Here is a 24,950-nt window from a genome sequence, read left to right on the forward strand (position 1 = left end):
CCACGAGAGACTGGCGAGTCTCGGCCCGTCCCGCAAGGGGCGGGCTTTTTTCGTGTGTGGGGTTATCGACCGCGCCATACAGATTTCCTCCACAGGACTCTGCCCCCGCCTGTGGACAACCGCGCGGACTCCGGCCCCCGAATCCCCTTAGCCTTCGGGGGTGATTTCGGCGGGTTGTCCTGCCTTTTCAGGGGGATCGGGCATGCAGCTCATCATCGGGGACCGGCGGGTGGAACCCGGCAGCATCACCCGCATCGCCGGCGGGGTCGAGGCCGTGCTGAAGGGCGAGGCGCTGTTGCGCCTGCTGGACGCGGCCTTTCACGGCATGGGCACGATCGAAGTGCTGGGCGGCGATCTGGACCGCCGCCCGATGGATGTGACCTCGATCCGCATGAAGGGCGCGGAGACCTGCGTGACCCTGATCGCCGCCGGCCCCGCGCCCCGGCTGGTCTAGGCCGAGACCGCCAGTTCGGTCATCATCCCGGTCGCCAGATGGCCCATATGGTGACAATGCAGCATCCAGGGCGCCACCTCGCCCGCGTCAAAGGCCACGGTCACGCTGCCCATCACCGGCACCAGCACCGTATCGCGCAGGGCGCCGGCGATGCGCTGGCCATTGACCTCGACCACCTGGAATACATGGCCATGCAGGTGCATCGGATGCGCCATCATCGACATGTTGTGGAAGGTCAGCTCCATCCGCGCGCCGGATTTCACCTGCACCGGCAGGCGGTTGTCCCAGCTGCGGCCGTCCAGCGTCCAGAGATAGGGCTGCATCCCGCCGCCCAGCATCATCATGTGGCGCTGATCGACCGGGCGGTCGGCCAGCGGCGTGACAGCGCGCAGCCCCAGTTCCAGATCAAGCCCCGAGGCCACGGGCGGATGCGCCGTCTCTGACAGGTCGGCCAGACGCGGCACCTCGGCGCCCGGCGGGGCCAGCACGATGCCGGTGCGCTGTCGCCCGCCCTCGCGCAGCGCCAGCACCGGCAGGGCAGCAGCGTCGGGCAGGTCGATCTCCAGATCCAGCCGCTGCGCCTGCGCCAGCGGAAAGCGCGTGCCGGTGACAGGCACGACCGGATCGCCATCCACCGCGACCAGCCGCGCCGGCACCGCGCCGGTGTCGATCCAGAAGGCGGTCATCGCCGCCGCGTTCACCACGCGCAGACGCACCCGCCCGCCCTTTTCCACCGCCACCACATCGGGATCGGCCAGCGTGCGGTCATTGGCGAGATAGGCATCCCATTCGAAATCATTGAGATCCATGGCCATGCCGCCCATGCCGCCTTCGGCCATGCCCGCCATCATCTGCGACATGTCATGCCCCGCCATGCCGCCCATCGGCGCTCCGCCGTTCATGGCCCCGTGATTCATCGCGCCATGATCCATCGCCATGCCCTGCGCCACCTCGGCCAGCACCTCGGCCGGGCTGCGGAAGGCGAAATCGTGCAGGAACATCACCACCTCCTGCCGGTCGGCCTGCACCTCCTCGGGGCGGCGCACGATCAGCGGCGCGGCCAGAAGGCCGATCTCCTGATCGGGGATATGGCTGTGCATCCAGAAGGTGCCGGGGCGCGGCGCGTAATCATAGGCGCGCGATTCGCCCGGGCTCAGCATGGCATTGGTATTGGGCACGCCATCCTGCGCATTGGGCGGGATCTGGCCATGCCAATGCACGATCGCGGCTTCGGCCAGATCATTGGTCAGATCGACTCGAAAACGCTGCCCGGGGTCAAGCGTCAGGCCAAGCCCCCCTTGCGCATTCATCAGCCCCATGACGGTGGCGGCGCGGCCCTGCACCTCGATCACGCGGGTCGTGGCGCTCAGGGTCAGGGCATTGCCCGCGGCGCGTGCCCGGGCGGGGATCAGACAGGCCGCCGACATGGCGGCGGTGGCAGCCAGAAAGCTGCGACGGGAAAGTTGGGTCATCTGCGACTCCTGCAAAATGGGTTTCAGGCCGCGGCTGCGGCGGGGAACCAGATCACAGGCGGGGCGGCGGGCCTTCGGGCGGCGGTGCCTGGCCGCGCGGCAGGGGCATCGGGGCCAGCGCGATCACGCGCCGCAGCGCAGCCCCCGGCACCGCCGGCGCGACGGCGGCGGGCGGCACCGACAGGCCGAGGCAATGCTGGCGGCAGCTCTCGTCCTTCCCCGCGATCGGCGCGGCATGCGCCGGCCCATGATGGGCGGCATGGGCCCCTGTCGCCTCCATCACCTGCGCATGGCTGGCCATCGGCGCAACCAGCCCGAAGGCCAGCGCCAGAACCAGGGCCAGATGCAATAGGGCGGCGGTCCATCTCATGCCGCCACTCTAGGCAGGGGGGCCGCTTTTGTCAGGTGACATTTGCTTGACAGGATGCCGCGCCGCAGCGCGCCGCTAAAGCCGCGTATGCACCCGATGCCCGGGGGCAAAGACCAGCCGCACCGAGGTCAGGCTGCGCCCGGCCTGAAAGGTGCTGCGCTCGGTCACGAACAGCGCCTCGCCCGGCGCGCAGCGCAGGGCGCGCGCCTCCCCTTCGCTGGCGGCATGGGCCGAAAAGGTCAGGTCGCCCCCCTCGAACGGCACATTCAGCACCAGCCATTCATTCGGGCTGATCGTCGTGAAATCGGCCTGCGCGGCGGCGGGAATCGCATCGGTCGCGATCCAGCGATCCTCAAGCGCATGGGGTTGGCCATCGGCGGTGTGCAATCCGGTCAGATGCAGGAGCGGCCGGTCCGGCGCGCTGCCCATCCGGGCGCAAATGCCGGGGGGCGGCAGTTCGGCGGCTCGGCTGAGCAGGGTAAAGCCATAGGCCTGCCCGCGCCGCTCGATCTCCACCCGCAGGACCGGGATCTCCAGCGTGGCGCGGCGCACGGGGTGCAGCGCGACACGGGTGCCGGCGCGGCGGCGGCGTTCGATCATGCCGCTATCGGCCACCTCGCGCAGCGCCCGGTTCACCGTGGTGCGGGCGCAGCCGAATTCGGTCGCCAGATCGGCCTCATGCGGGATCAGCTGCCCCGGCCGCCATTCGCGGGCGCGGATGCGGCGCAACACCTCGTCACGGATGGATTGCCAGGAAATCGCGCTGCTTTCCGTCATGCCGTCTCCTTCAGCCGGGCCATGGCGGCGCGGTAGCGGGCGGCGATGGCGTCGCGGGCGATGTGACGGCCCTGCCGCACCACATGCCGCCCCGCCGCGAAGACATCGCTGACCATCCGGTCGTCGCCCGCGAAAATCCAAGTGTCCAGCGCCATATCGCCCGCCTTGTCGCACAGGTCAATCTGGCCCATGTCCAGCGCCAGCAGATCGGCCCACAGCCCCGGCGCGATGGCGCCGCAATCGCGCCCCGCCGCCTGGGCGCCGCCCGTGCAGGCCGCCTCGAACAGCCGCCGCCCGGTGGACTGGCTTTCTGTCGCCAGCGCCGCGCGGGAATGGTCGCGTAGCCGCTGCGAATAATCGAGACTGCGCAGCTCCTCGGCTAGGGCGATGCGGATATTGCTGTCCGACCCGATGGCGATGCGCCCGCCCGCGCCGAACCAGCGCAGCCCGTCAAAGATGCCGTCGCCCAGGCTCGCCTCGGTGATCGGACACAGCCCGGCAATGGCGCCCGACCGCGCCAGACCTTCGGTTTCGCGGGGCGTCATCTGCGTGCAATGGATGAAACAGCAATCCGCCCCGGGCTGCATGTTGTCCAGCACCCAATCGACCGGGCGGGCGCCAAGCGCGGCCTCCACCTCTGACACCTCGGCCAGTTGTTCTGCCAGATGCATGTGAAAGGGCGCCCCGCCCGCCAGCGCGCGCAGCGCGGGCAGGTCTTCGGGCGCAACCGCGCGCAGCGAATGCGGCGCCACGCCCAGACGGGCATCGGCCAGACCCGCAAGCGCGCGCCCTGCCCCGGCATGCAGCCGCGCGAAACGGTCGGGATTGTTGCCAAAGCGGATCTGCCCCGGCCCCAGCCCGCGTCGGTCCAGCCCGCCGAACTGATACTGCACCGGCAGTAGGGTCAGCCCGATCCCGGTTTCGGCCGCCGCCGCCGCGATGCGGGCGCTGGTCTCGGCCAGATCGGCATAGGGCACGCCACCGGGCGCGTGGTGCAGATAGTGGAATTCCACGTTGCAGGCATAGCCCGCCTCCAGCATTTCCATCTGCACGAAGGCGGCGATGGCCTCGATCTGGTCGGGGTCGAGCCGGTCGAGAAAGCGGAACATCAACTGCCGCCAGGTCCAGAAACTGTCGGTCGGATTGGGGCCGCGGCTTTCGGTCATGCCGGCCATGGCGCGCTGAAAGGCGTGGCTATGGGCATTGGCGGGCGCGGGCAGCACAAGGCCCAGCCGCATCCCTTCGGGCGCCGCATCGGGCGTGACGCGCGCAATCCGCCCCTCCACGATGTCGATCCGCACCCCCTGCGCCCAGCCCGAGGGCAGCAGCGCCGTTTCGGCCCAAAGACTGATCATTTGCCGGTTGACTCCTATTTATGTATGCACATAATAGCCAAAACAAGCAATCAATCAAGGGCCGACATGCTGCTGATCCATGGCACATTGGCGACACAGACCGATCTGGGGCTGATCCGCGACGGTGCGGTGGCGCTGCGCGCGGGGCGCATCCTCTGGGCCGGGGCGATGGCCGACCTGCCCGACGCCTTGGCGCAGGATGATGTGACCGATCTGCAAGGCCGCCTCGTCACCCCGGCGCTGATCGACTGCCACACCCATCTGGTGCATGGCGGCAACCGGGCGCGCGAATTCGAGATGCGGCTGAGCGGCGCCAGCTATGAAGACATCGCCCGCGCCGGCGGCGGCATCGTCTCCACCGTGACCGCGACCCGCGCGGCGTCAGAGGACGACCTGCTGGCGCAGGCCCTGCCCCGGCTGGATGCGCTGATCGCCGAAGGGATCGCCACGCTGGAGATCAAGTCGGGCTACGGGCTGGATATCGAGACCGAGCTGCGCATGTTGCGCGTGGCGCGGCGGCTGGCGCAGATGCGGCCCGTGCGCATCCGCACCACCTTTCTGGGCGCCCATGCGGTGCCGGCGGAATACCGGGGCCGCGCCGATGCCTATCTGGAGACGGTCTGCCTGCCCGCCCTGCGCGCCGCCCATGCCGAGGGGCTGGTCGATGCGGTGGATGGCTTCTGCGAGGGGATCGCCTTTTCCCCCGACCAGATCGCCCGCGTCTTTGCCGAGGCGCGCGCCCTGCATCTGCCGGTAAAGCTGCATGCCGAACAATTGTCGCATCTGGGCGGCACGCGGCTTGCCGCCGATCATGGCGCGCTGTCGGCCGATCATGTCGAATACGCGACCGAGACCGATGCGCAGGCCATGGCCCGGGCCGGCACGGTCGCGGTGTTGCTGCCCGGCGCCTTCTACGCGCTGCGCGAGACCCAGGCGCCCCCCGTCGCTGCCTTCCGCGCCCATGGTGTGCCGATGGCGGTGGCGACCGATCTGAACCCCGGCACCTCGCCGATGAATTCGCTGCTGCTGGCCATGAACATGGCCTGCACCCTGTTCCGCCTGACCCCGGACGAGGCGCTCAGCGGCGTGACGCTGCACGCCGCCCGCGCCCTGGGCCTTGACGATTGCGGCGCCATCGCCCCCGGCCTGCGCGCCGATCTGGCGATCTGGAACGCCGATCACCCGGCCGAACTTTCCTATCGCTTCGGCTTCAACCCGCTTCACCGCCGCATCTTCGGACAAGACGCATGACCCTGACGCTGACCCCTGGCGCAACGCCGCTTTCGCTTCTGGAAACCCTGTGGCGCGACGCGGTGCCGCTGCGGCTCGACCCGGCCGCCCGGCCCGGGGTCGAGGCCGCCGCCGCCCTGGTCGCCCGCGCCGCCAATGGCGATCACGCGATCTATGGCGTGAATACGGGCTTTGGCAAACTGGCCTCGGTGCGCATTCCGGCGGGCGATACGGCGACGCTGCAACGGAACCTGATCCTGTCGCATTGCTGCGGCGTGGGCGAGCCGCTGGACGCCCCGACCACCCGGCTGATGATGGCGCTGAAGCTCTTGTCGCTGGGCCGCGGCGCCAGCGGCACCGCCTGGGCGACCGTGCAACTGATCGAAGACATGCTGAACCGCGGCGTGGTGCCGGAAATTCCGGTGCAGGGCTCGGTCGGGGCCTCGGGTGATCTGGCGCCGCTGGCGCATATGGCCGCGGTGATGATCGGCGCGGGCTTTGCCTATTGGCAGGGCAAGCGGCTGCCCGGGGCCGAGGCGCTGGCCCAAGCCGGGCTTGCCCCCGTGGTGCTGGGCCCGAAAGAGGGGCTGGCCCTGATCAACGGCACGCAGTTTTCCACCGCCTGCGCATTGGCGGGCCTGTGGGGCGCCTGGGGCAATCTTGGCGCCGCCATCGTGACCGGCGCGCTTTCGACCGATGCCATCATGGGATCGACCGCGCCGCTTAATCCGATGATCCACCAACTGCGCGGCCATCCGGGCCAGATCGCCTTTGCCACGGCGCAAAGCGCGCTGCTGGCCGGATCCGCGATCCGCGAAAGCCACCGCGAGGGCGATACCCGCGTGCAGGATCCCTATTGCATCCGCTGTCAGCCGCAGGTCATGGGCGCCGCGATGGATTTGCTGCGCGCCGCGGGCGCCACGCTGGAGACCGAGGCGAATGCCGTGACCGACAACCCGCTGGTGCTGGTCGAAAGCGGCGAGATCGTCTCGGGCGGCAATTTCCACGCCGAATATGTGGCCTTTGCCGCCGATCAGATCGCGCTGGCGGTGTCTGAAATCGGCGCCATCGCGCAGCGGCGCATCGCGCTGATGGTGGACCCGACGCTGAGCCACGATCTGCCGCCCTTCCTGACGCCGGCGCCGGGCCTCAATTCCGGGCTGATGATCGCCGAGGTCACCACCGCCGCCCTGATGAGCGAGAACAAGCATCTCGCGACGCCCTGTTCCACCGACAGCACGCCGACCTCTGCCAATCAGGAAGATCACGTCAGCATGGCCGCCCATGCGGCGCGCCGGCTTGTGCGGATGAACGCCAATCTGGGCGTCATTCTGGGGGTGGAGGCGCTGTCGGCCGCGCAGGGCATCGACTGCCGCGCGCCGCTGAAGACCAGCCCCGCCTTGCAGGCGGTGATGGCGGCGATCCGCGCCGAAATCGCGCCGCTGGGCGAAGACCGCTACATGGCGCCCGATCTGGCCGCCGCGACGCGGCTGGTCTCCGAAGGCACGCTGGCCCGCGCCGTGGCGCCGCATCTGCCGGTGCTGGCATGACGCCGCTTGCCGGTCTGCGCGTGCTGGATCTGACCCGGGTGCTGGCGGGGCCGTTCTGCACCGCGCTCCTGGCCGATCTGGGCGCCGAAGTCATCAAGCTGGAGCCGCCTTCGGGCGACGATTACCGCCATATCGGCCCCTTCCTGCACGGCGAAAGCGCACTGTTCACGCTGGTCAATCGCGGCAAGCAGTCGATCGTGCTGGATCTGAAAGCGCCGCAGGATCAGGCGCTTGCCCGTGACATTGCCCTGCAATGCGATGTGGTGGTGGAGAACTTCCGCCCCGGTGTCGCGGCCCGTCTGGGTCTGGGGGCCGAGACGTTGCGCGCGGCAAAGCCGGGGCTGATCTATGCCTCCATCTCGGGCTTTGGCCAATCCGGCCCGGCGGCGCATCTGCCGGCCTATGATCTGGTGGCGCAGGCCATGTCCGGCCTGATGGCCGCGACCGGCGACGAAGGCGGCGCGGCCCTGAAGGTGGGCGAAAGCTATGGCGACCTGATGGCCGGGCTTTACGCAAGCTGGGCCATTCTGGCCGCACTTCACCAGCGCGACCGCAACGGCGAAGGTGCCACCATCGACGTGGCCATGTTCGACGCGCTGTTCTCGCTCTTGCCGACCAGCCACGCCTTGCAATTCTACGCCGGCCGCGCGCCGGAACGGACGGGCAACCGCCATCCGCTCTCCACCCCGTTTGGCTGTTTCGCCTGCGCCGACGGTCAGGCAGTGATCGCCGTGCTGGGCGATGGCCAGTGGCAGCGGCTTTGCGCGCTGATTGGCGCCACGCCCGCGCCGCATCTGGCAACGGATGAGGCCCGCACCGCGCATGAGCCCGAGGTTCGCGCGATGATCGAGGCCTGGACCGGCCCGCGCCCGACCGCCGAGGTGGTGGCCGCCCTCGCCGCCGCCGGCATCCCCACGGCCGAGGTGCAGACCCTGGCGCAGGCGGCGGACAGCCCCCATGCGCAGGCGCGCGGGCTGGTGTCCGACCTGCCGCATCCGGTGCTGGGCCATGCCAAGACCATCGGCCAACCCGTTCGTTTCAATAGTGAAAAGCCGATTGCTGCCAGTTCGGCCCCGCAGCTTGGCGCTGATCGCGCCGCGATCCTGACCCGACTGGGACTTGCCGACCATGACTGACCTTTTCCATATGCTCAGCGATGAGGAACGCGCCTTCCTCGACATGCTCGCCCGCTTTTGCGCGCAGGAACTGGCGCCGAAAGCCGCCGCCACCGATGAAAGCGGCGCCTTCGTCCATGACCAGCTTGCCGCCCTTGCCGCGACCGGCATGATGGGCGCCAACCTGCCCGAACCCTGGGGGCCGGGCATCAGCGCGCAGGCGCTGCTCCGGGCCGTTGAACTGGTGGCGGGCGGCTGCGGGTCCACCGTCTCGGCGCTGACCGCGCATTACCTCGCGACCGATTCCATCCTGATCGGCGGCACCCCGGCGCAGCGCGACCACTGGCTGCCCATGGCGGCCGAGGGCACCGCGCTTGGCGCCTTTGCCCTGACCGAACGCAATGCCGGGTCCGACCCCGCCGATATGCGCACCCGCGCCACTCGCACGACGGAGGGCTGGCACCTCAAGGGCGCCAAATGCTTCATCTCCAACGGCGGTGTCGCGGATTTCCTGATCGCCTACGCCGTCACCGACCCCTCGAAAGCCCATAAGGGCATCAGCGCCTTCCTCGTGCCCAAGGGCACGCCCGGCCTGACACCCGGCCGCGCCGAGCGCACCATGGGCCTGCGCGGCGGCCATGTGTGGGAACTGGATCTGGATTGCCACCTGCCGCCCGACGCCTTGCTGGGCGACGAGGGCACCGGCTTTCGCACTGCGATGAAGGTCTTGGACAATGGCCGGGTCGAGGTCGCCGCCATGTGCATCGGCATCGCGCAAGCCGCCCTTGATGCCGCCGTCGCCTGGACCAAGACCCGCATCATCGGCGGCGAGGCGCTGGCCAACCGCCAGGGCATCCGCTGGCAACTGGCGGACATGGCGCTCGACCTGCGCGCGGCCCGTCTGCTCGCGCTGGAGGCCGCGCGGCAACGCGCCCTCGGCCAGCGCTTCAGCGAGGCCGCCAGCATGGCCAAGCTCGCCGCCTCCGAAATGGCCGGGCGCGTCACCGATGGCGCGCTGCAACTGCATGGCGGCTATGGCTACACCGCCGACTTCCCGCTTGAACGCCACGCCCGCGATGTCCGCATCATGCGGATTTACGAGGGATCGTCCGAAATCCAGCGCGGCATCATCGCCGCCCATCTGCTTGCCTGAGGATCGCCGCCATGAACAGCCGTCACAACACCCGCGACATCTTTCCACCCACCGGCCCCACGCTGAACGCAAAGAACTGGCAGGCCGAGGCCGCGCTGCGCATGCTGATGAACAACCTCCACCCCGATGTGGCGGAAAACCCGCATGAGCTGGTGGTCTATGGCGGCATCGGCCGCGCCGCCCGCACGTGGGAGGATTTCGACCGCATCTGCGCCGCGCTGAAGGATCTGGAGGCGGACGAGACCCTGCTCGTGCAATCCGGCAAACCCGTCGCCATCGTGCGCACCCATGCCGACGCCCCGCGCGTGCTGATCGCCAATTCGAACCTCGTGCCGCATTGGGCCACCTGGGAACATTTCAATGAATTGGATCGCAAGGGCCTGATGATGTATGGCCAGATGACCGCCGGGTCATGGATCTATATCGGCACCCAAGGCATCGTGCAGGGCACCTATGAGACCTTCGCCGAGGCCGGGCGCCAGCATTATGCGGGCGATTTGACCGGCAAATGGGTGCTGACCGGCGGCCTTGGCGGCATGGGCGGCGCGCAGCCGCTGGCCGCGGTGATGGCCGGGGCCTGCTGCCTCGCGGTCGAGGTGGACGAGACCCGCATCGACTTCCGCCTGCGCACCCGCTACGTCGATGCCAAGGCGAAAACACTGGACGAGGCGCTGGCGCTGATCGACGACTGGACCGCGAAGGGCGAGGCGAAATCGGTGGGCCTTCTGGGCAACGCGGCCGAGGTCTTTCCCGAACTGCTGCGCCGCATGCAATCGGGCGGCCCCCGCCCGGATATCGTGACCGACCAGACCTCCGCCCATGATCCGCTGCACGGCTATTGCCCGGCAGGCTGGAGCGTCGGCGACTGGCGCGCCAGGCAGGAAACCGCGCCCGCCGAGGTCGAACGCGCCGCCCGCGCCTCGATGAAACAGCATGTCGCGGCCATGGTCGGCTTCCATGAGGCCGGCGTGCCCACCCTCGATTATGGCAACAACATCCGTCAGGTGGCCAAGGACGAGGGGCTGGACAACGCCTTCGCCTTCCCCGGCTTCGTGCCGGCCTATATCCGCCCGCTGTTCTGCAAGGGCATCGGCCCCTTCCGCTGGGCCGCGCTGTCGGGCGACCCCGAGGACATCGCGAAAACCGATGCCGCGATGAAGAAACTCTTCCCGGAAAACAAGCACCTGCACCGCTGGCTGGACATGGCCGCCGAACGCATCGCCTTTCAGGGCCTGCCCGCGCGCATCTGCTGGATCGGCCTTGGCGACCGCCACCGCGCCGGGTTGATGTTCAACGAGATGGTTGCCAGCGGCGAACTCAAGGCGCCCGTGGTCATCGGCCGCGACCACCTCGATTCAGGCTCCGTCGCCTCGCCCAACCGCGAGACCGAGGCGATGCGCGACGGCTCGGATGCCGTGTCGGACTGGCCGCTTCTGAACGCGCTGACCAATACCGCCTCGGGCGCGACCTGGGTCAGCCTGCATCACGGCGGCGGCGTCGGCATGGGCTTTTCGCAGCATTCGGGCGTGGTGATCGTGGCCGACGGCACGCCCGAGGCCGCGAAACGCCTCGAACGCGTGCTGTGGAACGATCCGGCCTCCGGCGTCATGCGCCATGCCGATGCGGGCTATGACATCGCGCTGGATTGCGCCCGCGACCACGGCCTGCGCCTGCCCGGCATCCTCGGCAACTGAGGCTCTTGCTTCTTGCCTAAATACTCCACAGGGGTCCGGGGGTGTGACCCCCCCGGTTCCACAGCAAACGGAAGGAACAGCATATGCATTACGCGCCGGGGTCCGAACCCTGCCCTCTGCCCTATTCGCCCTTCAAGGCCTGCACCGTGCCGCGCCCGATCGGCTGGCTGTCCACCATCTCGAAAGCCGGGATCCCCAATCTCGCGCCCTACAGCCAGTGGCAGAACCTGACCTTCGATCCGCCGATGGTGATGTTCGCGGCCAATCAATATGCCGACGGTCGCCGCAAACATACCGTCATCAACGCCGAGGAAACCGGCTGGTTCGTTTGGAACATGTGCACCTATGACCTGCGCGAGGCGATGAACCAGAGCGCGGTGGAATGGCCCGAGGGCGATGACGAATTCCTGCGCGCGGGCGTCACCGCCGCCCCCTGCATCGACGCGCCGGGGCCGCGCGTGGCCGAAAGCCCGGCGCATTTCGAATGCCGTTACCTCTCCACCCACCGGCTGCGCGGCAATTCGGGGCACGGCTGGGTCGATGTGGTATTTGGCGAGGTCATGCGCATCCATGTTGCCGATCATGTGCTGACCGCCGATGGCAAGCTCGATTACGCGAGGATCCGCCCGCTGGCCCGTGTGGGCTATCACGATTACACCAGCTTTTCCGAGACCTTCACCATGCCCATTCCCGGCGCCACCGGCGCGGCGGCGGCGGGGTTGGAGGGCAAGGCTTGATCCTGGCCCGCGCGCCCCGGCTATTTCCCCTTGCCGATCTGATAGAGCGACCCGAGAAAGGCGATCACCGACAGCAGCAGGAACCCCCATTGCAACAGGTTCAGCGTCGGGCTGGGCGGCTCGGTCGCGCCAAAGATGCTATAGGCGAAATAGAGCATCGCCAGACCGCTGAGTGCGGCGGAAACCCTTGGGTTGTTCATCAAATCCTCCCTGTTCAATATCGGTCTTCTATGATGACAGGCTAACACGCTGCCCGCGCCGCACCAAACGGCGTTTCGGCCGCGCCCTTGCAGCAGGAACAACCGATGACCGACCCCGACCAGCTGATCGCCGCGCTTGACCTCGCGCCCCATCCCGAAGGCGGCTGGTATCGCCAGACCTGGGTCGATGACACCGCCCCCGGCCGCCCGCATGGCACCGCGATCCTGTTCCTGCTCCGCGCGGGCGAGCGCAGCCATTGGCACCGGGTGGACGCGACCGAGATCTGGCTCTGGCACGGTGGCGCGCCGCTGATCCTTTCCACCGCCGCGACCGAGGTCGGCCCGGCGCGGGATGCCGTGCTGGGCCCCGACGTGCTGGCCGGCGAGATGCCGCAACGCATCGTGCCGGCGCAGCACTGGCAGGCCGCGCGTTAGACCGGCGCCTATACGCTGGTTTCCTGCACCGTCTCGCCCGGTTTCCGTTTTGAAGGCTTCACTCTGGCGCCCCCCGGTTTTGACATTCCGCGCGGCTAAATTGTGCCGGGAACAAGATCGCCATTCCCGCCGGGCCGAACCGCATTTAGGCAGGGCGGATGACTGACAGCACCCTTTCCCGCCCCGATACCGACTCTTCCCGCGGCCTTGGCTTTGCGCTGGCGGCCTATGTGATGTGGGGCTTCCTGCCGCTCTACATGAAGGCGCTGGCCCATGTGCCCACGCTTGAGGTGCTGTCGCACCGGGTGCTGTGGTCGATCCCGGTCGCCGGGCTGATCCTGGTCTGGCTGGGCCGCACCGGCGATCTGAAGGCGGCGCTGCGCAACCCGCGCATGCTGGCCATGGCCATGCTGACCGCCACGCTGATTGCCTGCAACTGGGGCATCTATGTCTGGGCGGTGCAGCACGGGCATACGCTGGATGCGGCGCTCGGCTATTACATCAACCCGCTCTTCTCGATTCTGGTCGGCGCCGTGGTCCTGCGCGAGACGCTGAACCGCCCGCAGCTTGTGGCGGTCGCCCTGGCCGCCATCGCGGTCGCGATCCTGACATGGGAGGCCGGGCGCCTGCCGGTGCTGGCGCTTGGCATGACGCTGACCTGGGCCGCCTATGCCTTTGCGAAAAAGCAGCTGCCGATCGGCCCCAATCAGGGCTTCATGCTCGAGGTGCTGATCCTGTCGCCGCTGGCGCTTGGCTATGTGATCTGGGCCGGATTCACGGGACAGGCGCGCTTTCTCGGGCCGGTGCCGGCGGATACCGCGCTGCTGGCGGTCGCCGGGGTGGTCACGGCCATTCCACTGATCCTCTATGCCAACGGGGCCAAGCTGCTGCGGCTTTCGACCATCGCGATCCTGCAATATGTCTCGCCGACGCTGATCTTCCTGATCGCGGTCTTTGCCTTTCACGAACCTTTCAGCCAGGCCAAGATGCTGGCCTTCCCGCTGATCTGGGCCGCGCTGATCGTCTATACGCTGGGCATGCGGCGGAAATGACAAAGGGGGCCGCGCGGCCCGCTTTGTAGCGTTTTCCGACCCTCCGGTCAGTCCAGCGTGACCAGCGCGTGCCGCTTCTTGCCGGCGGTCAGCTTCATCGGCGCTTCGAAATCGGCGGCATGGAACTTGTGCCCTGCATCCAGCACCGGATCGTCATTCACCCGCGCGCCGCCCTCGGCGATCAGCCGCTTGGCCTCCTTGCCCGAAGGCGAGAGGCCCGCCCGCACGAACAACTGCGCCGCGGTAATGCCCTCGGCCACATCCGCCACGCCCAGAACGACGGTCGGCAGATCGGCACCGATGCCGCCCTTTTCGAACACCTCGCGCGCGGTGGCCTCGGCGGCCTGCGCGGCCTCGGCCCCGTGCAACAGCGTCGTCACCTCATTGGCGAGGATGATCTTCGCGGCATTGATCTCCGACCCCGACAGCGCGCCCAGTCGTTCGCATTCCTCCAGCGGCAGATCGGTATAAAGCTTGAGGAAGCGGCCCACATCGGCATCGGTGGTGTTGCGCCAGAACTGCCAGAATTCGTAAGGCGACAGCATGTCGCCGCGCAGCCAGACCGCGCCCGAGGCCGACTTGCCCATCTTCTTGCCGTCCGAGGTGGTCAGCAAGGGCGAGGTCAGGCCATAGATCTCGCGATCCAGCACGCGGCGGGTCAGGTCGATCCCGTTGACGATATTGCCCCACTGATCCGACCCGCCCATCTGCAACAGGCAGCCATGCCGGCGGTAGATTTCAAGGAAATCATAGGCTTGCAGGATCATGTAGTTGAATTCAAGGAAAGACAGGCTCTGTTCACGATCCAGCCTCGATTTCACCGATTCAAAGGACAGCATCCGGTTCACGCTGAAATGCCGCCCGATATCGCGCAGGAACTCAAGGTAGTTCAGCCCGTCCAGCCATTCGGCATTGTTGAGCATGATCGCATCGCCCGCCCCGTCGCCATAGCTCAGGTAACGGCCAAAGACCTGCTTCATGCCGGCGATGTTCTCGTCGATCTTCTCGGGCGTGAGCAAGGGGCGCTCATCGGCGCGGAAGGACGGATCGCCCACCTTGGTCGTGCCGCCGCCCATCAGGGTGATCGGCTTGTGCCCGGTCTTTTGCAGCCAGCGCAGCATCATGATGTTGAGCAGATGGCCCACATGCAGCGACGCCGCCGTGGCGTCATAGCCGATATAGGCGGGCACCACCCCTTTGACCAAGGCTTCGTCCAGCCCCTGATAATCGGTGCAATCGGCCAGAAAGCCGCGCTCGATCATCACGCGCATGAAGTCGGATTTCGGGTGGTAGGTCATCTCTCTCTCGTGCATTTATGGCGCAAGATGCCGTATAACGGTGCGAGGGCATGAGGGGAAGCCATGTTGAAACCGGGGCCGGTCTGGGCATTGGGCGCGATGTCGGGCACCTCGCTGGACGGGGTGGATGCGGCGCTGGTGCTGACCGACGGGCAGCGCATCCTCGATTTCGGCGAAACCGGCTATCGCCCCTATGATGCCGAGGAACGCGCGATCCTGCGCGCGGGTCTTGGCCATTGGCCCGGCGACCCCGAGGTGGAACCCGCGGCCGAGGTGGTGGAAACCGCCCATGCCGAATTGCTCAGCCAGTTCGGGGCGGCGGCGCTGGTGGGCTTTCACGGCCAGACCCTTGCCCATGATCCCCGCGGGCGCGGCACCCATCAGGCCGGCGACGGCACCGTGCTGGCCGAGGTGCTGGGCCTGCCGGTGGTCTGGGATTTCCGCTCGTCCGATGTGGCGCTTGGTGGCCAGGGCGCGCCGCTCGCACCCTATTTCCATCACGCGCTGGCCCGCCATATCGGCGCGACCGAACCGCTGGCCTTTCTCAATCTCGGCGGCGTCGGCAATGTGACCTGGGTCGATCCCGCAAAGCCCGCGCCCGAAGATGCGGGCGCGGTGCTGGCCTTCGATACCGGCCCCGCCAATGCGCCGATCAACGATCTGATGCAGGCCCGGCGCGGGCAGGATTGCGATGCGGGCGGCGCGCTGGCCGCCACGGGCCGGGCGCAGGGCCAGTTGATCGCGGGCTTCCTCGCCAGCGCCTATTTCCACCGCATCCCGCCCAAATCGCTGGACCGCAACGATTTTCACGATCTGCTGGCTGCCGTGGCCGATCTCGACGATGCCGATGCCGCCGCCACCCTGACCCGCGCCGCGGCCGAGGCCGTGGCCCGCGGCGCCGAACATTTCCCCGCGCCGATCTCGCGCCTGCTGGTCACCGGCGGCGGGCGGCTCAATGCCACGCTGATGGCGCATCTGGCGGAACTCGTTCCCTGCCCCGTCGCCCCGGTCGAGGCGGTCGGCCTGAACGGCGACATGCTGGAGGCGCAGGCCTTCGCCTATCTCGCGGTGCGGGTTGCGCGTGGCCTGCCCACCTCCGGCCCCTCGACCACCGGCGTCATGGCGCAAGTCGGCGGCGGGCGCATCGCGCAACCCGGCCTCTGACCGCTTCATCTGTTCAAAAATATCCTGCGGGGAGGTCCGGAGGGGTGCAAAACCCCTCCGGCGGCGGCCAGACAGGCCAAGGCAGGGCCCTTAGGTCAGCGCCGCCAACAGGCGTTCATATTCCTCATCCGCCATCGCCACGACATGCTGCGGCGCGGGGTAGGCGCCGACCTGCACCTCGTCACGAAAGGCGGCAAAGGCCGCGACGCGCATCTGCTGCAAGCGGGCGTATTCGCTGGCAAAATCGGCATAGCCGCGGGCATGGCGCGGCTTGTGGCCACGGGTGCAGCCCAGCACATCCTCGGCGAACAGATATTGCGCATCGGCATGCGGCCCCGCCCCCATGCCCAGCAGGATCAGCGGCGAACGGCGCGCGATCTCTGACGCCACGCGGTCGGGCACCACCTCCAGCTCCACCCCGATGGCGCCCGCCTCCTCGAACCGGCGGATATCGTCAAACAGCGCCAGCGCGGTTTCGGCAGTCTTGCCCACGGCCTTGAACCCGCCGGTCCAGGTCGCGCGCGACGGCACCAGCCCGGCATGGCCGATCACCGGGATCCCCTCATCGGTCAGCCGGGCGATGGTGTCGAACGACCCCGCGCAATAAAAGCTGTCGCCCCCCGTGCGCAGATGCCGATGTGCGGCGCGGAGGTAATCCTCGGCGGTGACGTGATGGCCATAAAGCAATCCCACCTGCACGAAGCAATCGCCCGCCGCCGCCCGCATCGCCGGCGTCCAGAAGGTTTCCACGATGGAGAGCATGTCGATGCCGGCCTCGGCGGCGGCGCGGGCCTCGTCCTCGGTCTCGACATAGAGCATGGAGAATTTGCGCCGCCCCTTGAGGGCGCGCAGATCGGCGACGGTCAGTCTGGCATGGCGCATGACGGGTCTTCCTTTGCGGTCATTGCCGCGCAGGATGGCGCAAGCGCCCCTGCCGGGGCAGAGGGACCGGCGCAGAAACCGTCAATTCTCGTCACCCGCCCGGGCAGGCCATGCAAAAAGGGGCCTTGCGGCCCCTTTTCAAGCGATATGAACGATCGTTTGCAAACGATCATTCCTGAACGGTCACCTTGACCATGCGGTCGGGGCTTTCCACCTCGCCATTGCGGCCGGTGCCCTTCTTGATGGCATCGACCACCTCCATGCCCGAAATGACCCGGCCCACGACGGTATATTGCCCGTCCAGATGCGACGCCGGGGCGAACATGATGAAGAACTGGCTGTTGGCCGAATTGGGATCGGCCGACCGCGCCATGCCCACGACACCGCGGTCGAAGGTCAGGTTGGAAAACTCGGCCGGCAGGTCGGGCAGATGCGATCCGCCCATCCCGGCCTGCGCGCTGCCGCCGCCCTTGCCATATTGCACATCGCCGGTCTGCGCCATGAAACCGTCGATGACGCGGTGGAACACCACATCGTCATAGGCGCCTTCCTTGGCCAGCGCGACGATCTGCGCCACATGTTTGGGGGCGACGTGATCGGCCAGGTCGATCACAATCTCGCCCTTGGCCTCCCCCCCGACCTCAATCATCAGATTGGGGCCGGGGCCGTCGGTTTCGGCAAAGGCGGGGGCGGCGATCAGCAAGAGCGCCGCGAGGCTGAGCTTATTGAACATCGGCGGCCACCTGCACCTTGATCATGCGGTCGGGGCTGGCCGGCGGCTCGCCCCGCATGATCTTGTCCACATGTTCCATCCCCGAGATGACGCGGCCATAGACGGTATACTGGCCGTTCAGGAAATGGTTGTCCTTGAAGTTGATGAAGAACTGGCTGTTGGCGCTGTTGGGGTTCATCGACCGCGCAGCGCCCAGCGTGCCGCGATCATGCGGCAGCTTGGAAAACTCGGCCGGCAGATCCGGCAGATCCGACCCGCCGGTGCCCGAACGACGGGCGTTATAGGCGGGGCTTTCCATATTGCCATGTTCCACATCGCCGGTCTGCGCCATGAAGCCGTCGATCACGCGGTGGAAGGCCACGTTGTCATATTTGCCGGCGCGGGCCAGTTCCTTCATCCGCTCGGCATGTTTCGGCGCCACTTCGGGCAGCAGGGCGATGACGACATCGCCGTCTTTCAGCGTGATGATGACGGTATTTTCGGGGTCTTTGATCTCGGCCATGTCGGTCGGTCTCCTCTTTCGCTGGGCGCACCGTAAAGGCGCGGGCGTTCAAGGGAAAGGGCAAACCCGCGTGAGCGGTTGACGCGGGGGCCGGTTCGGCGGAAAGAGGGGCGACAGCTTTTCGCGGAGGCTCCGATGGCTTGGAAGACGCTCGACGATATCGACCTGAACGGCAAGACGGTGCTGGTGCGCGTCGATATCAATGTGCCGATGGAAAATGGCGTGGTGACCGATGCCACCCGGATCGAAAAGATCGTGCCCACGGTCAAGGATATCCAGGGCAAGGGCGGCAAGGTGGTGCTGCTGGCGCATTTCGACCGGCCCAAGGGCAAGGTCGTGCCGGAGATGAGCCTTGGCCATGTGAAGACCGCGCTGGAAGCGGCCCTGGGCCGCAAGGTCGTGTTCGGGTCTGACTGCATCGGCGCCCCGGCGCAGGCGGCGATCGACGCGGCGACGGGCAGCGATGTGGTGCTGCTGGAAAACACCCGTTTTCATGCCGGCGAGGAAAAGAATGATCCGGCACTGGCGCAGGGCATGGCGGCGCTTGGCGATGTCTATGTGAACGACGCCTTTTCGGCCGCGCATCGGGCGCATGCCTCGACCGCCGGTCTGGCCCATCTGCTGCCCGCCGCCGCGGGCCGGCTGATGGAGGCGGAGCTGCGCGCGCTGGAGGCCGCCCTTGGCGCGCCGCAGCGTCCGGTGGTGGCCGTGGTGGGCGGCGCCAAGGTTTCGACCAAGCTCGACCTGCTGGGCAATCTGGTGTCGAAGGTCGATCATCTGGTGATCGGCGGCGGCATGGCCAATACCTTCCTCGTGGCGCAGGGCGTGGAGGTCGGCAAATCGCTGGCCGAACGCGACATGGCCGAGACCGCGCGCGAGATCCTCGGCAAGGCGCAGGCGGCGGGCTGCACCATCCATCTGCCGGTGGATGTGGTCGTGGCGCGCGAATTCAAGGCGGGGGCCGCGAATGAAACCGTGGCGACCGGCGCCTGCCCGGCGGATGCGATGATCCTCGATGCCGGGCCGCAGACGGTGGCCGCGATCCGCGCGGTGTTTGCCGGGGCGAAGACGCTGATCTGGAACGGCCCGCTGGGCGCCTTCGAGATCGAGCCCTTCGACGCCGCCACCAATGCCGCCGCGCGCGCCGCGGCCGAACTGACCCGCGCGGGCCAGCTGATTTCGGTCGCCGGCGGCGGCGATACCGTGGCCGCACTGAACAAGGCCGGCGCTGCGGGCGATTTCAGCTTCATCTCCACCGCCGGGGGCGCCTTCCTCGAATGGATGGAGGGCAAGGATCTGCCCGGGGTCACCGCCCTGGGCTGAGCGTTTCGGCCACAGTGCCGCCATTTGCGCGGCGTGGCGAAAGCCACAATTGACGCGATTCAGGACGGTTGCTAGCGTCCGCTGGCCTGCCTTTGGGCAGGCCAAATCATTTTTCAGCACCCCAGGGCAAACCATGACGATTGACCATTACACCCTCCCCGACATTCCCGGACTTCCCACTGTCGGCAATATCTGGACCGGCACCAACCGCAGCGAACGCAAGGTCGGCACCTCCAAGGGCGACACCTTTTTCGGCATGGGCGGCAATGACACGCTCATCGGCTATGGCGGCAATGACATTCTCGACGGCAATATGGGCCGCGATGTGATCAAGGGCGGCCTGGGCAATGATGCGATCACGCTTCTGGGCGCCGATACGGTGACGGGCGGCGGCGGCCTGGATTTCTTCATGATGGTCGGGGTCAATCTGGGCCTGGGCCTGGGCACCGCGAACCGGTCGATCATCACCGACTTCAAGGATGCGGGCTATCTGCATGACGTGATCCAGCTTGCCGGCTATTTCAGGTTCGAATGGAAGGATCGCGATGGTGATATCGGCGACGGCTTTTCCATCGTGCGCAAAGGCGCGGATACGCTGATCACCACCCGCGATGTGGGCGGCAATATCCAGAAAATCCTGGTCAAGAACACCCTGCCCCGCGAACTCACCCAGGAAAACCTGATGATCGTCCCGCTGCCGGGGCTGAGCGCGCCGGCCGCCCCCGCCGCGCCGATCGAGGGCGGCGATGGCGCGGATTCGCTGCCGGGCGGCAAGGGCGACGATTTCATCATCGGCGGCGCGGGCAATGACACGCTGCGCGGCTTTGCCGGCGATGACGAGCTGAACGGCATGGCCGGGGCCGACCGCATGTTCGGCGGGCGCGGCGCGGACCGTATCTATGTCTCGGGCGGCGACAAGGCCTTTGGCGGCTATGGCGCCGATACTTTCGTACTGCTTTCGCCGGCCGATTTCGCCGATATCGCCGATGACGGGCGCGCGGTGGTGCATGATTTCCACGCACGCGGCACCCATCACGACGTGGTGGAACTGTCGCTGTTCGACGTGACCTGGGCGGATCGCGATCTGGGTCTGGAAGACGGGTTCGAACTGCGCAAGGTGCAGGGCGGCGTGAAGGTCAGCCTGATGGACAGCGACGGCGACGTGGTGGAGTTGCTGCTCAAGGGCACGGCGCTCAAATTCCTGACCGAAGACAATTTCATCTTCTGATCGGAGCCCGGTCTTCTGATCGGACCCGGTCGAAATGACAAAGGCCCGCCATCCGGCGGGCCTTTTCGCATCGTGATGCGGGATCAGCCGAAGACCTGATCCTCGGTCCGCAGCCGGTCGGCGAAATCGCCCAGATCGGTGACGCCATGCACGAAGATCGCATTGCCGCCGCGTTCGATCACGATGCCGCCCTCCAGCACGCGGGCATAGGTCTCCAGCAGCGCGGCCGCGTTTTCCATCCCCTGCCAATAGGCGTCGCCCAGCACGATCGTATCGTCGAGGGTGAAATCGCCCGCCACATCCGCGCCATGGCGACCGCGGAAGACAAACACGTCATTGCCCGCGCCGCCGCGCAGCCGGTCATGGCCGCCGCCGCCCTCCAGCAGGTCGCGGCCACCGCCACCCAGCAGGTAATCGTCGCCCGCGCCACCGCGCAGCGTGTCATCGGCATAACCGCCCTCCAGCCGGTCGGCGCCATTGCCGCCGATCAGCAGATCGGTCCCGCCCATGCCGCGCAGCCAGTCGGCGCCATTGCCCCCCAGCAGCGTGTCATTGCCGCCCGCCCCGTTGAGCGTGTCATTGCCAGCCTGCCCTTCCAGCCGGTCGCGCCATTCGGACCCGATCACCCGATCATTGCCGGCAAACAGCGCGGAAAAGAACGCATCGCCATCGCGGCTGTCGGCAATCAGGTCAAGCAGATCGCTTCCCGTCACCGCCAGATTGGAAAACTGCGCCACCGTCACCCGGCCTTCGGGGCTGAGCGTGCGCAGCGAAATGCCGGTGATGTCACCGGTCAGCGCCCCGCCTTCATAGCTGTAATCGCCGCTCAGTTGCAGCCGCTTGCCACCCAGCGTGACGAACAGCGCTTCGGGGTCGCGGGCATTGAGCGGGCCAAAGACCGCATCGTCGAATTGCGACAGGTCCAGGCCGCGCTTGATATTGTCGGTGGTGGTCAGGCGGGTCATGGTCACTACTCCTCATCCGGACAAGGGTCCGGCCACTGGTTCCATCTTGAAACGAATTTGCGAAAGCTTCGATGCAAGTCAAGCGACGGCTGCGGCGGCGCCGGAACTGCATGCCCGCGCAGGATCAATCCCGCCCCGGCCCGCCTGCCACGCCGGGAAACCGAAACAATCCACAGGCCGATTCGCGCCGGGTCCGCAGCTCGGCCCTGCGTGCTAGCGCAAACAGAATTGCGCGATGCCCTACAGCCGAATAGGCAGGGAAACATGGCCTGTCGCCCCGTCCGGCGCAGGATGAGAGAGGAGCTTTTTTCATGCGTGCGACCCGGCAAGTCCAGAAGATCCTGAGCCAGTATGAAGGCGAGAATGCAGGGGTGAAGGGCAATCTCTGCCGCATCCTGATGGAGGGCAAGCTGGGCGGCACCGGCAAGATGATCATCCTGCCGGTCGATCAGGGGTTTGAACACGGGCCTGCCCGCAGCTTTGCCCCCAACCCGGCGGGCTATGATCCGCATTACCATTACCAGCTGGCCATCGACGCGGGGCTGAGCGCCTATGCCGCGCCGCTGGGGCCGCTGGAGGCCGGGGCCGATACCTTTGCCGGGCAGATCCCCACCATCCTCAAGGTCAACAGCGCCAACAGCCTGATGTCGGACAGCGCGGGCAAGAACCAGGCGGTGACGGGTTCGGTCGATGATGCGCTGCGGCTGGGCTGCGCCGCCATCGGCTTTACCATCTATCCCGGCTCGGACATGGCGCTCGACATGTTCGAGGAGATCGTGGAGATGCGCCGCGAGGCCGCGTCGAAGGGCATCGCCACCGTGATCTGGTCCTATCCGCGCGGCGAGGCGGTGACCAAGGATGGCGAGACGGCGGTGGATGTGGCGGCCTATGCCGCGCATATCGCGGCCCTGCTGGGCGCGCATATCATCAAGATCAAGCTGTCCACCGACCATCTGATGCAGCCCGAGGCGAAGAAGGTCTATGACAAGGAAAAGATCGACATTTCCGACCTGACCGCCCGCGTGCGCCATTGCGTGCAGGCCAGCTTCAACGGCCGGCGCCTGATCGTATTCTCGGGCGGGGCGGCCAAGGGGGCGGATGCGGTGTTCGGCGATGCCCGCGCCATCCGCGACGGCGGCGGCAACGGGTCGATCATCGGCCGCAACAGCTTTCAACGCTCGCGCGAGGATGCGCTGGCCATGCTGGGCAAGCTGGTGGACATCTACAAGGGCAAGGCCTGAACGGCCCGCGCGGGCGGCGCCACATCGCCGCCCCGCAAATCTCTGACTCTGGCGCAATTTCCTGATTCACAAGGCGATTCGCCTGTGGCATAAAAGGGTATCGCCCCCAGCGAACGAGGGGCGCATCCAGAGACGAGCATGACCCCTCATCGCCTTTCGATCGGCAGCCTGATGATCTTCGCCCTGGCCTTTGGCCTTGGCGCATATTTCACCTTTGCGGCCGTGCAGGGTGATTTCGGGCTGTTCCGCCGCGCCCAGATCCGCGCCGAGGCCGAGGCACTGAGCGCCGAGCGTGATCGCCTGCGCCGCGAGCTGGCGGAATTGCAGAACCGCACGCATCGCCTGTCGGATGCCTATCTGGATCTCGATCTGCTGGATGAACAGGTGCGCGACGTGCTGGGCTATATTCGCGCCGACGAGGTGGTGATCCGCTAGGCCCGCGCCTCGGCATGGGCCTTGAAACGGTCGAGAATCGCCTGCCAGCCACTGCGCTGCATCTCGACCGGATGCGTATCTTCGGCATCGAAGGTTTCGCGCACCGTCACGCCCTGCGGCCCTTCGGCAAATTCCACAAGCAGGCGGCGACCGCCGAACTCAGCCTCCAGCAGCGCCATGGGGATGACGGCGGTATAGACCCCCTCGAAATCGAAAGCCATGCTGCCATCGCGGGCCTCCATCCGCGACCGGAACCGCCCGCCCTCGCGCAGATCGACCTCGGCTTCGGTGGTGTGCCAATCCTCCGACGCCGCGTTCCAGGCCAAGATGTCTTCCGGCGTTGTCCAGCAGCGCCAGACCGTTGCCAGCGGCGCATGGATCAGGGTCTGGACGGTGATCTGCATCTCGGGCCTCCCTCACCCGGTGAGTGAGCCAGCCCACGCCCGGCGATGCAAGCGGAAAAATCGCTGCGCGGCGGCGCGCACCCGCCGCATCGCGGCGAGAGTTTTGCTTGGCGCGGCCAATTTTTTCCGATATGAGCAAGATAGTTCAACACTGAACCATTTTCATGGGAGGAAGCCGCATGGCCGCCAGGAAGGCACCGGAGAGACCGAATGTCTCGAAAGAGGAACTTCTGAAATATTACCGCGAAATGCTGCTGATCCGCCGGTTCGAGGAAAAGGCCGGGCAGCTTTACGGGATGGGGCTGATCGGCGGCTTCTGCCACCTTTATATCGGGCAAGAGGCCGTGGTCGTCGGGCTGGAAGCGGCCACCAAAGAGGGCGACAAGCGCCTGACCTCCTACCGCGATCACGGGCATATGCTGGCCTGCGGCATGGACCCCAAGGGCGTGATGGCCGAACTGACCGGGCGCGAGGGCGGCTATTCCAAGGGCAAGGGCGGCTCCATGCACATGTTCAGCCGCGAAAAGCATTTCTACGGCGGCCATGGCATCGTGGGCGCGCAGGTGCCGCTGGGCGCGGGGCTTGCCTTCTCGGACTGGTACAAGGGCAATGACAACGTCACCTTCACCTATTTCGGCGACGGTGCGGCCAACCAGGGCCAGGTCTACGAGACCTACAACATGGCGGAACTGTGGAACCTGCCGGTGATCTTTGTCATCGAGAACAACCAATATGCCATGGGCACCAGCATGAAGCGCGCGACCAAATCGGTCACGCTTTATGGCCGGGGCGAGGCTTACGGCATTCCGGGTGAGCAGGTGGATGGCATGGACGTGCTGGCCGTGAAGGCCGCCGCCGAAAAGGCCGTGGCGCATTGCCGCGCGGGCAAGGGCCCGTATATCCTGGAAATGATGACCTATCGCTATCGCGGCCATTCCATGTCGGACCCGGCGAAATATCGCACCCGCGAGGAGGTCGAGAAGATCAAGACCGAGAAGGACTGCATCGAGCATGTCCGCGACCTGCTGACGCAAGGCGGTCTGGCCTCGGACGAGGATCTGAAGGCCATCGACAAGGAGATCAAGGCCATCGTGAACGAGGCGGCCGAATTCTCCAAGGAAAGCCCGGAACCGGCGCTGTCCGAGCTTTATACCGATATCTACGCCTGAGGGGGGGAAAGA

Annotated in this window: 25 protein-coding genes and 1 pseudogene; 15 read left to right on the forward strand and 11 right to left on the reverse strand. The window is 67.0% G+C overall.

Annotation, left to right across the window (positions count from 1 at the left end; translation table 11 throughout):
* Positions 1-202: 202 nt before the first annotated feature.
* Positions 203-454, forward strand: a complete 252-nt coding sequence (locus tag FOA17_RS18110; RefSeq protein ID WP_149142924.1) for a hypothetical protein — start codon at positions 203-205, stop codon at positions 452-454.
* Here the strand turns inward: FOA17_RS18110 and FOA17_RS18115 are convergent.
* The 4 genes from FOA17_RS18115 to FOA17_RS18130 form a co-directional block, all read right to left on the reverse strand.
* Entirely contained in the window at positions 451-1,926 is a 1,476-nt protein-coding gene (locus tag FOA17_RS18115; protein WP_149142925.1) for a multicopper oxidase family protein, read from the reverse strand. The genes FOA17_RS18110 and FOA17_RS18115 overlap by 4 nt on opposite strands.
* Positions 1,927-1,978: 52 nt before the next feature.
* The gene (locus FOA17_RS18120; RefSeq protein ID WP_149142926.1) at positions 1,979-2,296 is read right to left on the reverse strand and encodes a hypothetical protein; all 318 of its coding nucleotides are present in this window, start codon (positions 2,294-2,296) and stop codon (positions 1,979-1,981) included.
* Between the two features lie 75 nt (positions 2,297-2,371).
* A complete protein-coding gene (locus FOA17_RS18125) occupies positions 2,372-3,073 on the reverse strand; it encodes a UTRA domain-containing protein (RefSeq protein WP_149142927.1) in 702 nt (233 codons plus the stop codon).
* On the reverse strand, positions 3,070-4,428 hold the full coding sequence (locus FOA17_RS18130) for a formimidoylglutamate deiminase (protein ID WP_149142928.1): 1,359 nt from the start codon (positions 4,426-4,428) through the stop codon (positions 3,070-3,072). The genes FOA17_RS18125 and FOA17_RS18130 overlap by 4 nt, the downstream gene beginning before the upstream one ends.
* 66 nt (positions 4,429-4,494) lie before the next feature.
* On the opposite strand from FOA17_RS18130, the gene hutI reads away from it, so the two are divergent.
* From hutI to FOA17_RS18160, 6 genes are all read left to right on the forward strand, one after another.
* A complete protein-coding gene (gene hutI / locus FOA17_RS18135; protein WP_149142929.1) occupies positions 4,495-5,679 on the forward strand; it encodes an imidazolonepropionase in 1,185 nt (394 codons plus the stop codon).
* A complete protein-coding gene (hutH, locus tag FOA17_RS18140; protein WP_149142930.1) occupies positions 5,676-7,208 on the forward strand; it encodes a histidine ammonia-lyase in 1,533 nt (510 codons plus the stop codon). Before hutI ends, hutH begins: the two co-directional genes overlap by 4 nt.
* Positions 7,205-8,344 carry a CaiB/BaiF CoA transferase family protein gene (locus FOA17_RS18145; RefSeq protein WP_149142931.1) on the forward strand — a complete coding sequence of 380 codons (1,140 nt, stop codon included), beginning with the start codon at positions 7,205-7,207 and terminating at the stop codon, positions 8,342-8,344. Before hutH ends, FOA17_RS18145 begins: the two co-directional genes overlap by 4 nt.
* The gene (locus FOA17_RS18150) at positions 8,337-9,476 is read left to right on the forward strand and encodes an acyl-CoA dehydrogenase family protein (protein WP_149142932.1); all 1,140 of its coding nucleotides are present in this window, start codon (positions 8,337-8,339) and stop codon (positions 9,474-9,476) included. The genes FOA17_RS18145 and FOA17_RS18150 overlap by 8 nt, the downstream gene beginning before the upstream one ends.
* An 11-nt stretch (positions 9,477-9,487) precedes the next feature.
* Positions 9,488-11,170: a urocanate hydratase gene (gene hutU / locus FOA17_RS18155; RefSeq protein ID WP_149142933.1), complete on the forward strand. Its 1,683-nt coding sequence runs from the start codon at positions 9,488-9,490 to the stop codon at positions 11,168-11,170.
* Between the two features lie 83 nt (positions 11,171-11,253).
* The gene (locus FOA17_RS18160) at positions 11,254-11,907 is read left to right on the forward strand and encodes a flavin reductase family protein (RefSeq protein WP_149142934.1); all 654 of its coding nucleotides are present in this window, start codon (positions 11,254-11,256) and stop codon (positions 11,905-11,907) included.
* A 20-nt stretch (positions 11,908-11,927) separates the two neighbouring features.
* On the opposite strand, the gene FOA17_RS18165 is transcribed toward FOA17_RS18160, so the two are convergent.
* Positions 11,928-12,107 carry a hypothetical protein gene (locus FOA17_RS18165; protein ID WP_149142935.1) on the reverse strand — a complete coding sequence of 60 codons (180 nt, stop codon included), beginning with the start codon at positions 12,105-12,107 and terminating at the stop codon, positions 11,928-11,930.
* A 105-nt stretch (positions 12,108-12,212) separates the two neighbouring features.
* On the opposite strand from FOA17_RS18165, the pseudogene FOA17_RS18170 reads away from it, so the two are divergent.
* Positions 12,213-12,641: pseudogene (locus FOA17_RS18170) on the forward strand (cupin domain-containing protein).
* Between the two features lie 59 nt (positions 12,642-12,700).
* Positions 12,701-13,594 carry an EamA family transporter RarD gene (gene rarD / locus FOA17_RS18175; protein WP_149142936.1) on the forward strand — a complete coding sequence of 298 codons (894 nt, stop codon included), beginning with the start codon at positions 12,701-12,703 and terminating at the stop codon, positions 13,592-13,594.
* 47 nt (positions 13,595-13,641) lie between these two features.
* Here rarD and tyrS read toward each other — a convergent pair whose 3' ends face one another.
* Complete coding sequence (gene tyrS / locus FOA17_RS18180) at positions 13,642-14,892, reverse strand: tyrosine--tRNA ligase (protein WP_149143014.1); 1,251 nt, start codon at positions 14,890-14,892, stop codon at positions 13,642-13,644.
* Between the two features lie 63 nt (positions 14,893-14,955).
* On the opposite strand from tyrS, the gene FOA17_RS18185 reads away from it, so the two are divergent.
* Entirely contained in the window at positions 14,956-16,056 is a 1,101-nt protein-coding gene (locus tag FOA17_RS18185; RefSeq protein WP_149142937.1) for an anhydro-N-acetylmuramic acid kinase, read from the forward strand.
* A gap of 90 nt (positions 16,057-16,146) precedes the next feature.
* Here FOA17_RS18185 and FOA17_RS18190 read toward each other — a convergent pair whose 3' ends face one another.
* The 3 genes from FOA17_RS18190 to FOA17_RS18200 all read right to left on the reverse strand — a co-directional run bounded on the left by FOA17_RS18190 (position 16,147) and on the right by FOA17_RS18200 (position 18,173).
* Entirely contained in the window at positions 16,147-16,938 is a 792-nt protein-coding gene (locus FOA17_RS18190) for a 3-methyl-2-oxobutanoate hydroxymethyltransferase (RefSeq protein ID WP_149142938.1), read from the reverse strand.
* A 169-nt stretch (positions 16,939-17,107) separates the two neighbouring features.
* On the reverse strand, positions 17,108-17,671 hold the full coding sequence (locus FOA17_RS18195; RefSeq protein ID WP_149142939.1) for a peptidylprolyl isomerase: 564 nt from the start codon (positions 17,669-17,671) through the stop codon (positions 17,108-17,110).
* Positions 17,661-18,173: a peptidylprolyl isomerase gene (locus FOA17_RS18200; protein ID WP_149142940.1), complete on the reverse strand. Its 513-nt coding sequence runs from the start codon at positions 18,171-18,173 to the stop codon at positions 17,661-17,663. The genes FOA17_RS18195 and FOA17_RS18200 overlap by 11 nt, the downstream gene beginning before the upstream one ends.
* A gap of 135 nt (positions 18,174-18,308) precedes the next feature.
* Between FOA17_RS18200 and FOA17_RS18205 the strand changes: the two genes are divergently transcribed.
* Entirely contained in the window at positions 18,309-19,496 is a 1,188-nt protein-coding gene (locus FOA17_RS18205) for a phosphoglycerate kinase (RefSeq protein WP_149142941.1), read from the forward strand.
* A 133-nt stretch (positions 19,497-19,629) separates the two neighbouring features.
* Entirely contained in the window at positions 19,630-20,724 is a 1,095-nt protein-coding gene (locus FOA17_RS18210; protein ID WP_149142942.1) for a calcium-binding protein, read from the forward strand.
* An 83-nt stretch (positions 20,725-20,807) separates the two neighbouring features.
* Here FOA17_RS18210 and FOA17_RS20350 read toward each other — a convergent pair whose 3' ends face one another.
* Entirely contained in the window at positions 20,808-21,689 is an 882-nt protein-coding gene (locus FOA17_RS20350) for a calcium-binding protein (RefSeq protein ID WP_149142943.1), read from the reverse strand.
* 311 nt (positions 21,690-22,000) lie between these two features.
* Here FOA17_RS20350 and FOA17_RS18220 point away from each other — a divergent pair, with 311 nt between their 5' ends.
* Together FOA17_RS18220 and FOA17_RS18225 are read left to right on the forward strand one after the other, a co-directional pair.
* Positions 22,001-22,930 carry a class I fructose-bisphosphate aldolase gene (locus tag FOA17_RS18220; protein WP_149142944.1) on the forward strand — a complete coding sequence of 310 codons (930 nt, stop codon included), beginning with the start codon at positions 22,001-22,003 and terminating at the stop codon, positions 22,928-22,930.
* 138 nt (positions 22,931-23,068) lie between these two features.
* Positions 23,069-23,365 (forward strand): FtsB family cell division protein, encoded by a 297-nt coding sequence (locus FOA17_RS18225; RefSeq protein WP_149142945.1) that lies wholly within the window; start codon positions 23,069-23,071, stop codon positions 23,363-23,365.
* On the opposite strand, the gene FOA17_RS18230 is transcribed toward FOA17_RS18225, so the two are convergent.
* Positions 23,362-23,769, reverse strand: a complete 408-nt coding sequence (locus FOA17_RS18230; protein ID WP_149142946.1) for an SRPBCC family protein — start codon at positions 23,767-23,769, stop codon at positions 23,362-23,364. The two genes, FOA17_RS18225 and FOA17_RS18230, sit on opposite strands and share 4 nt — an antisense overlap.
* A 179-nt stretch (positions 23,770-23,948) precedes the next feature.
* On the opposite strand from FOA17_RS18230, the gene pdhA reads away from it, so the two are divergent.
* The gene (gene pdhA / locus FOA17_RS18235) at positions 23,949-24,938 is read left to right on the forward strand and encodes a pyruvate dehydrogenase (acetyl-transferring) E1 component subunit alpha (RefSeq protein WP_149142947.1); all 990 of its coding nucleotides are present in this window, start codon (positions 23,949-23,951) and stop codon (positions 24,936-24,938) included.
* Positions 24,939-24,950: the final 12 nt, after the last annotated feature.

Source organism: Gemmobacter caeruleus (genome assembly GCF_008271655.1).
In the GTDB taxonomy this organism is placed as follows: Bacteria; Pseudomonadota; Alphaproteobacteria; order Rhodobacterales; family Rhodobacteraceae; genus Gemmobacter; species Gemmobacter caeruleus.

Bases quoted from the DNA above. Each gene is read 5' to 3' on its own strand.
- FOA17_RS18110 (WP_149142924.1), top strand. From the start codon at position 203: ATGCAGCTCATCATCGGGGACCGGCGGGTGGAACCCGGCAGCATCACC.
- FOA17_RS18115 (WP_149142925.1), bottom strand. From the start codon at position 1,926: ATGACCCAACTTTCCCGTCGCAGCTTTCTGGCTGCCACCGCCGCCATG.
- FOA17_RS18120 (WP_149142926.1), bottom strand. From the start codon at position 2,296: ATGAGATGGACCGCCGCCCTATTGCATCTGGCCCTGGTTCTGGCGCTG.
- FOA17_RS18125 (WP_149142927.1), bottom strand. From the start codon at position 3,073: ATGACGGAAAGCAGCGCGATTTCCTGGCAATCCATCCGTGACGAGGTG.
- FOA17_RS18130 (WP_149142928.1), bottom strand. From the start codon at position 4,428: ATGATCAGTCTTTGGGCCGAAACGGCGCTGCTGCCCTCGGGCTGGGCG.
- hutI (WP_149142929.1), top strand. From the start codon at position 4,495: ATGCTGCTGATCCATGGCACATTGGCGACACAGACCGATCTGGGGCTG.
- hutH (WP_149142930.1), top strand. From the start codon at position 5,676: ATGACCCTGACGCTGACCCCTGGCGCAACGCCGCTTTCGCTTCTGGAA.
- FOA17_RS18145 (WP_149142931.1), top strand. From the start codon at position 7,205: ATGACGCCGCTTGCCGGTCTGCGCGTGCTGGATCTGACCCGGGTGCTG.
- FOA17_RS18150 (WP_149142932.1), top strand. From the start codon at position 8,337: ATGACTGACCTTTTCCATATGCTCAGCGATGAGGAACGCGCCTTCCTC.
- hutU (WP_149142933.1), top strand. From the start codon at position 9,488: ATGAACAGCCGTCACAACACCCGCGACATCTTTCCACCCACCGGCCCC.
- FOA17_RS18160 (WP_149142934.1), top strand. From the start codon at position 11,254: ATGCATTACGCGCCGGGGTCCGAACCCTGCCCTCTGCCCTATTCGCCC.
- FOA17_RS18165 (WP_149142935.1), bottom strand. From the start codon at position 12,107: ATGAACAACCCAAGGGTTTCCGCCGCACTCAGCGGTCTGGCGATGCTC.
- rarD (WP_149142936.1), top strand. From the start codon at position 12,701: ATGACTGACAGCACCCTTTCCCGCCCCGATACCGACTCTTCCCGCGGC.
- tyrS (WP_149143014.1), bottom strand. From the start codon at position 14,892: ATGACCTACCACCCGAAATCCGACTTCATGCGCGTGATGATCGAGCGC.
- FOA17_RS18185 (WP_149142937.1), top strand. From the start codon at position 14,956: ATGTTGAAACCGGGGCCGGTCTGGGCATTGGGCGCGATGTCGGGCACC.
- FOA17_RS18190 (WP_149142938.1), bottom strand. From the start codon at position 16,938: ATGCGCCATGCCAGACTGACCGTCGCCGATCTGCGCGCCCTCAAGGGG.
- FOA17_RS18195 (WP_149142939.1), bottom strand. From the start codon at position 17,671: ATGTTCAATAAGCTCAGCCTCGCGGCGCTCTTGCTGATCGCCGCCCCC.
- FOA17_RS18200 (WP_149142940.1), bottom strand. From the start codon at position 18,173: ATGGCCGAGATCAAAGACCCCGAAAATACCGTCATCATCACGCTGAAA.
- FOA17_RS18205 (WP_149142941.1), top strand. From the start codon at position 18,309: ATGGCTTGGAAGACGCTCGACGATATCGACCTGAACGGCAAGACGGTG.
- FOA17_RS18210 (WP_149142942.1), top strand. From the start codon at position 19,630: ATGACGATTGACCATTACACCCTCCCCGACATTCCCGGACTTCCCACT.
- FOA17_RS20350 (WP_149142943.1), bottom strand. From the start codon at position 21,689: ATGACCCGCCTGACCACCACCGACAATATCAAGCGCGGCCTGGACCTG.
- FOA17_RS18220 (WP_149142944.1), top strand. From the start codon at position 22,001: ATGCGTGCGACCCGGCAAGTCCAGAAGATCCTGAGCCAGTATGAAGGC.
- FOA17_RS18225 (WP_149142945.1), top strand. From the start codon at position 23,069: ATGACCCCTCATCGCCTTTCGATCGGCAGCCTGATGATCTTCGCCCTG.
- FOA17_RS18230 (WP_149142946.1), bottom strand. From the start codon at position 23,769: ATGCAGATCACCGTCCAGACCCTGATCCATGCGCCGCTGGCAACGGTC.
- pdhA (WP_149142947.1), top strand. From the start codon at position 23,949: ATGGCCGCCAGGAAGGCACCGGAGAGACCGAATGTCTCGAAAGAGGAA.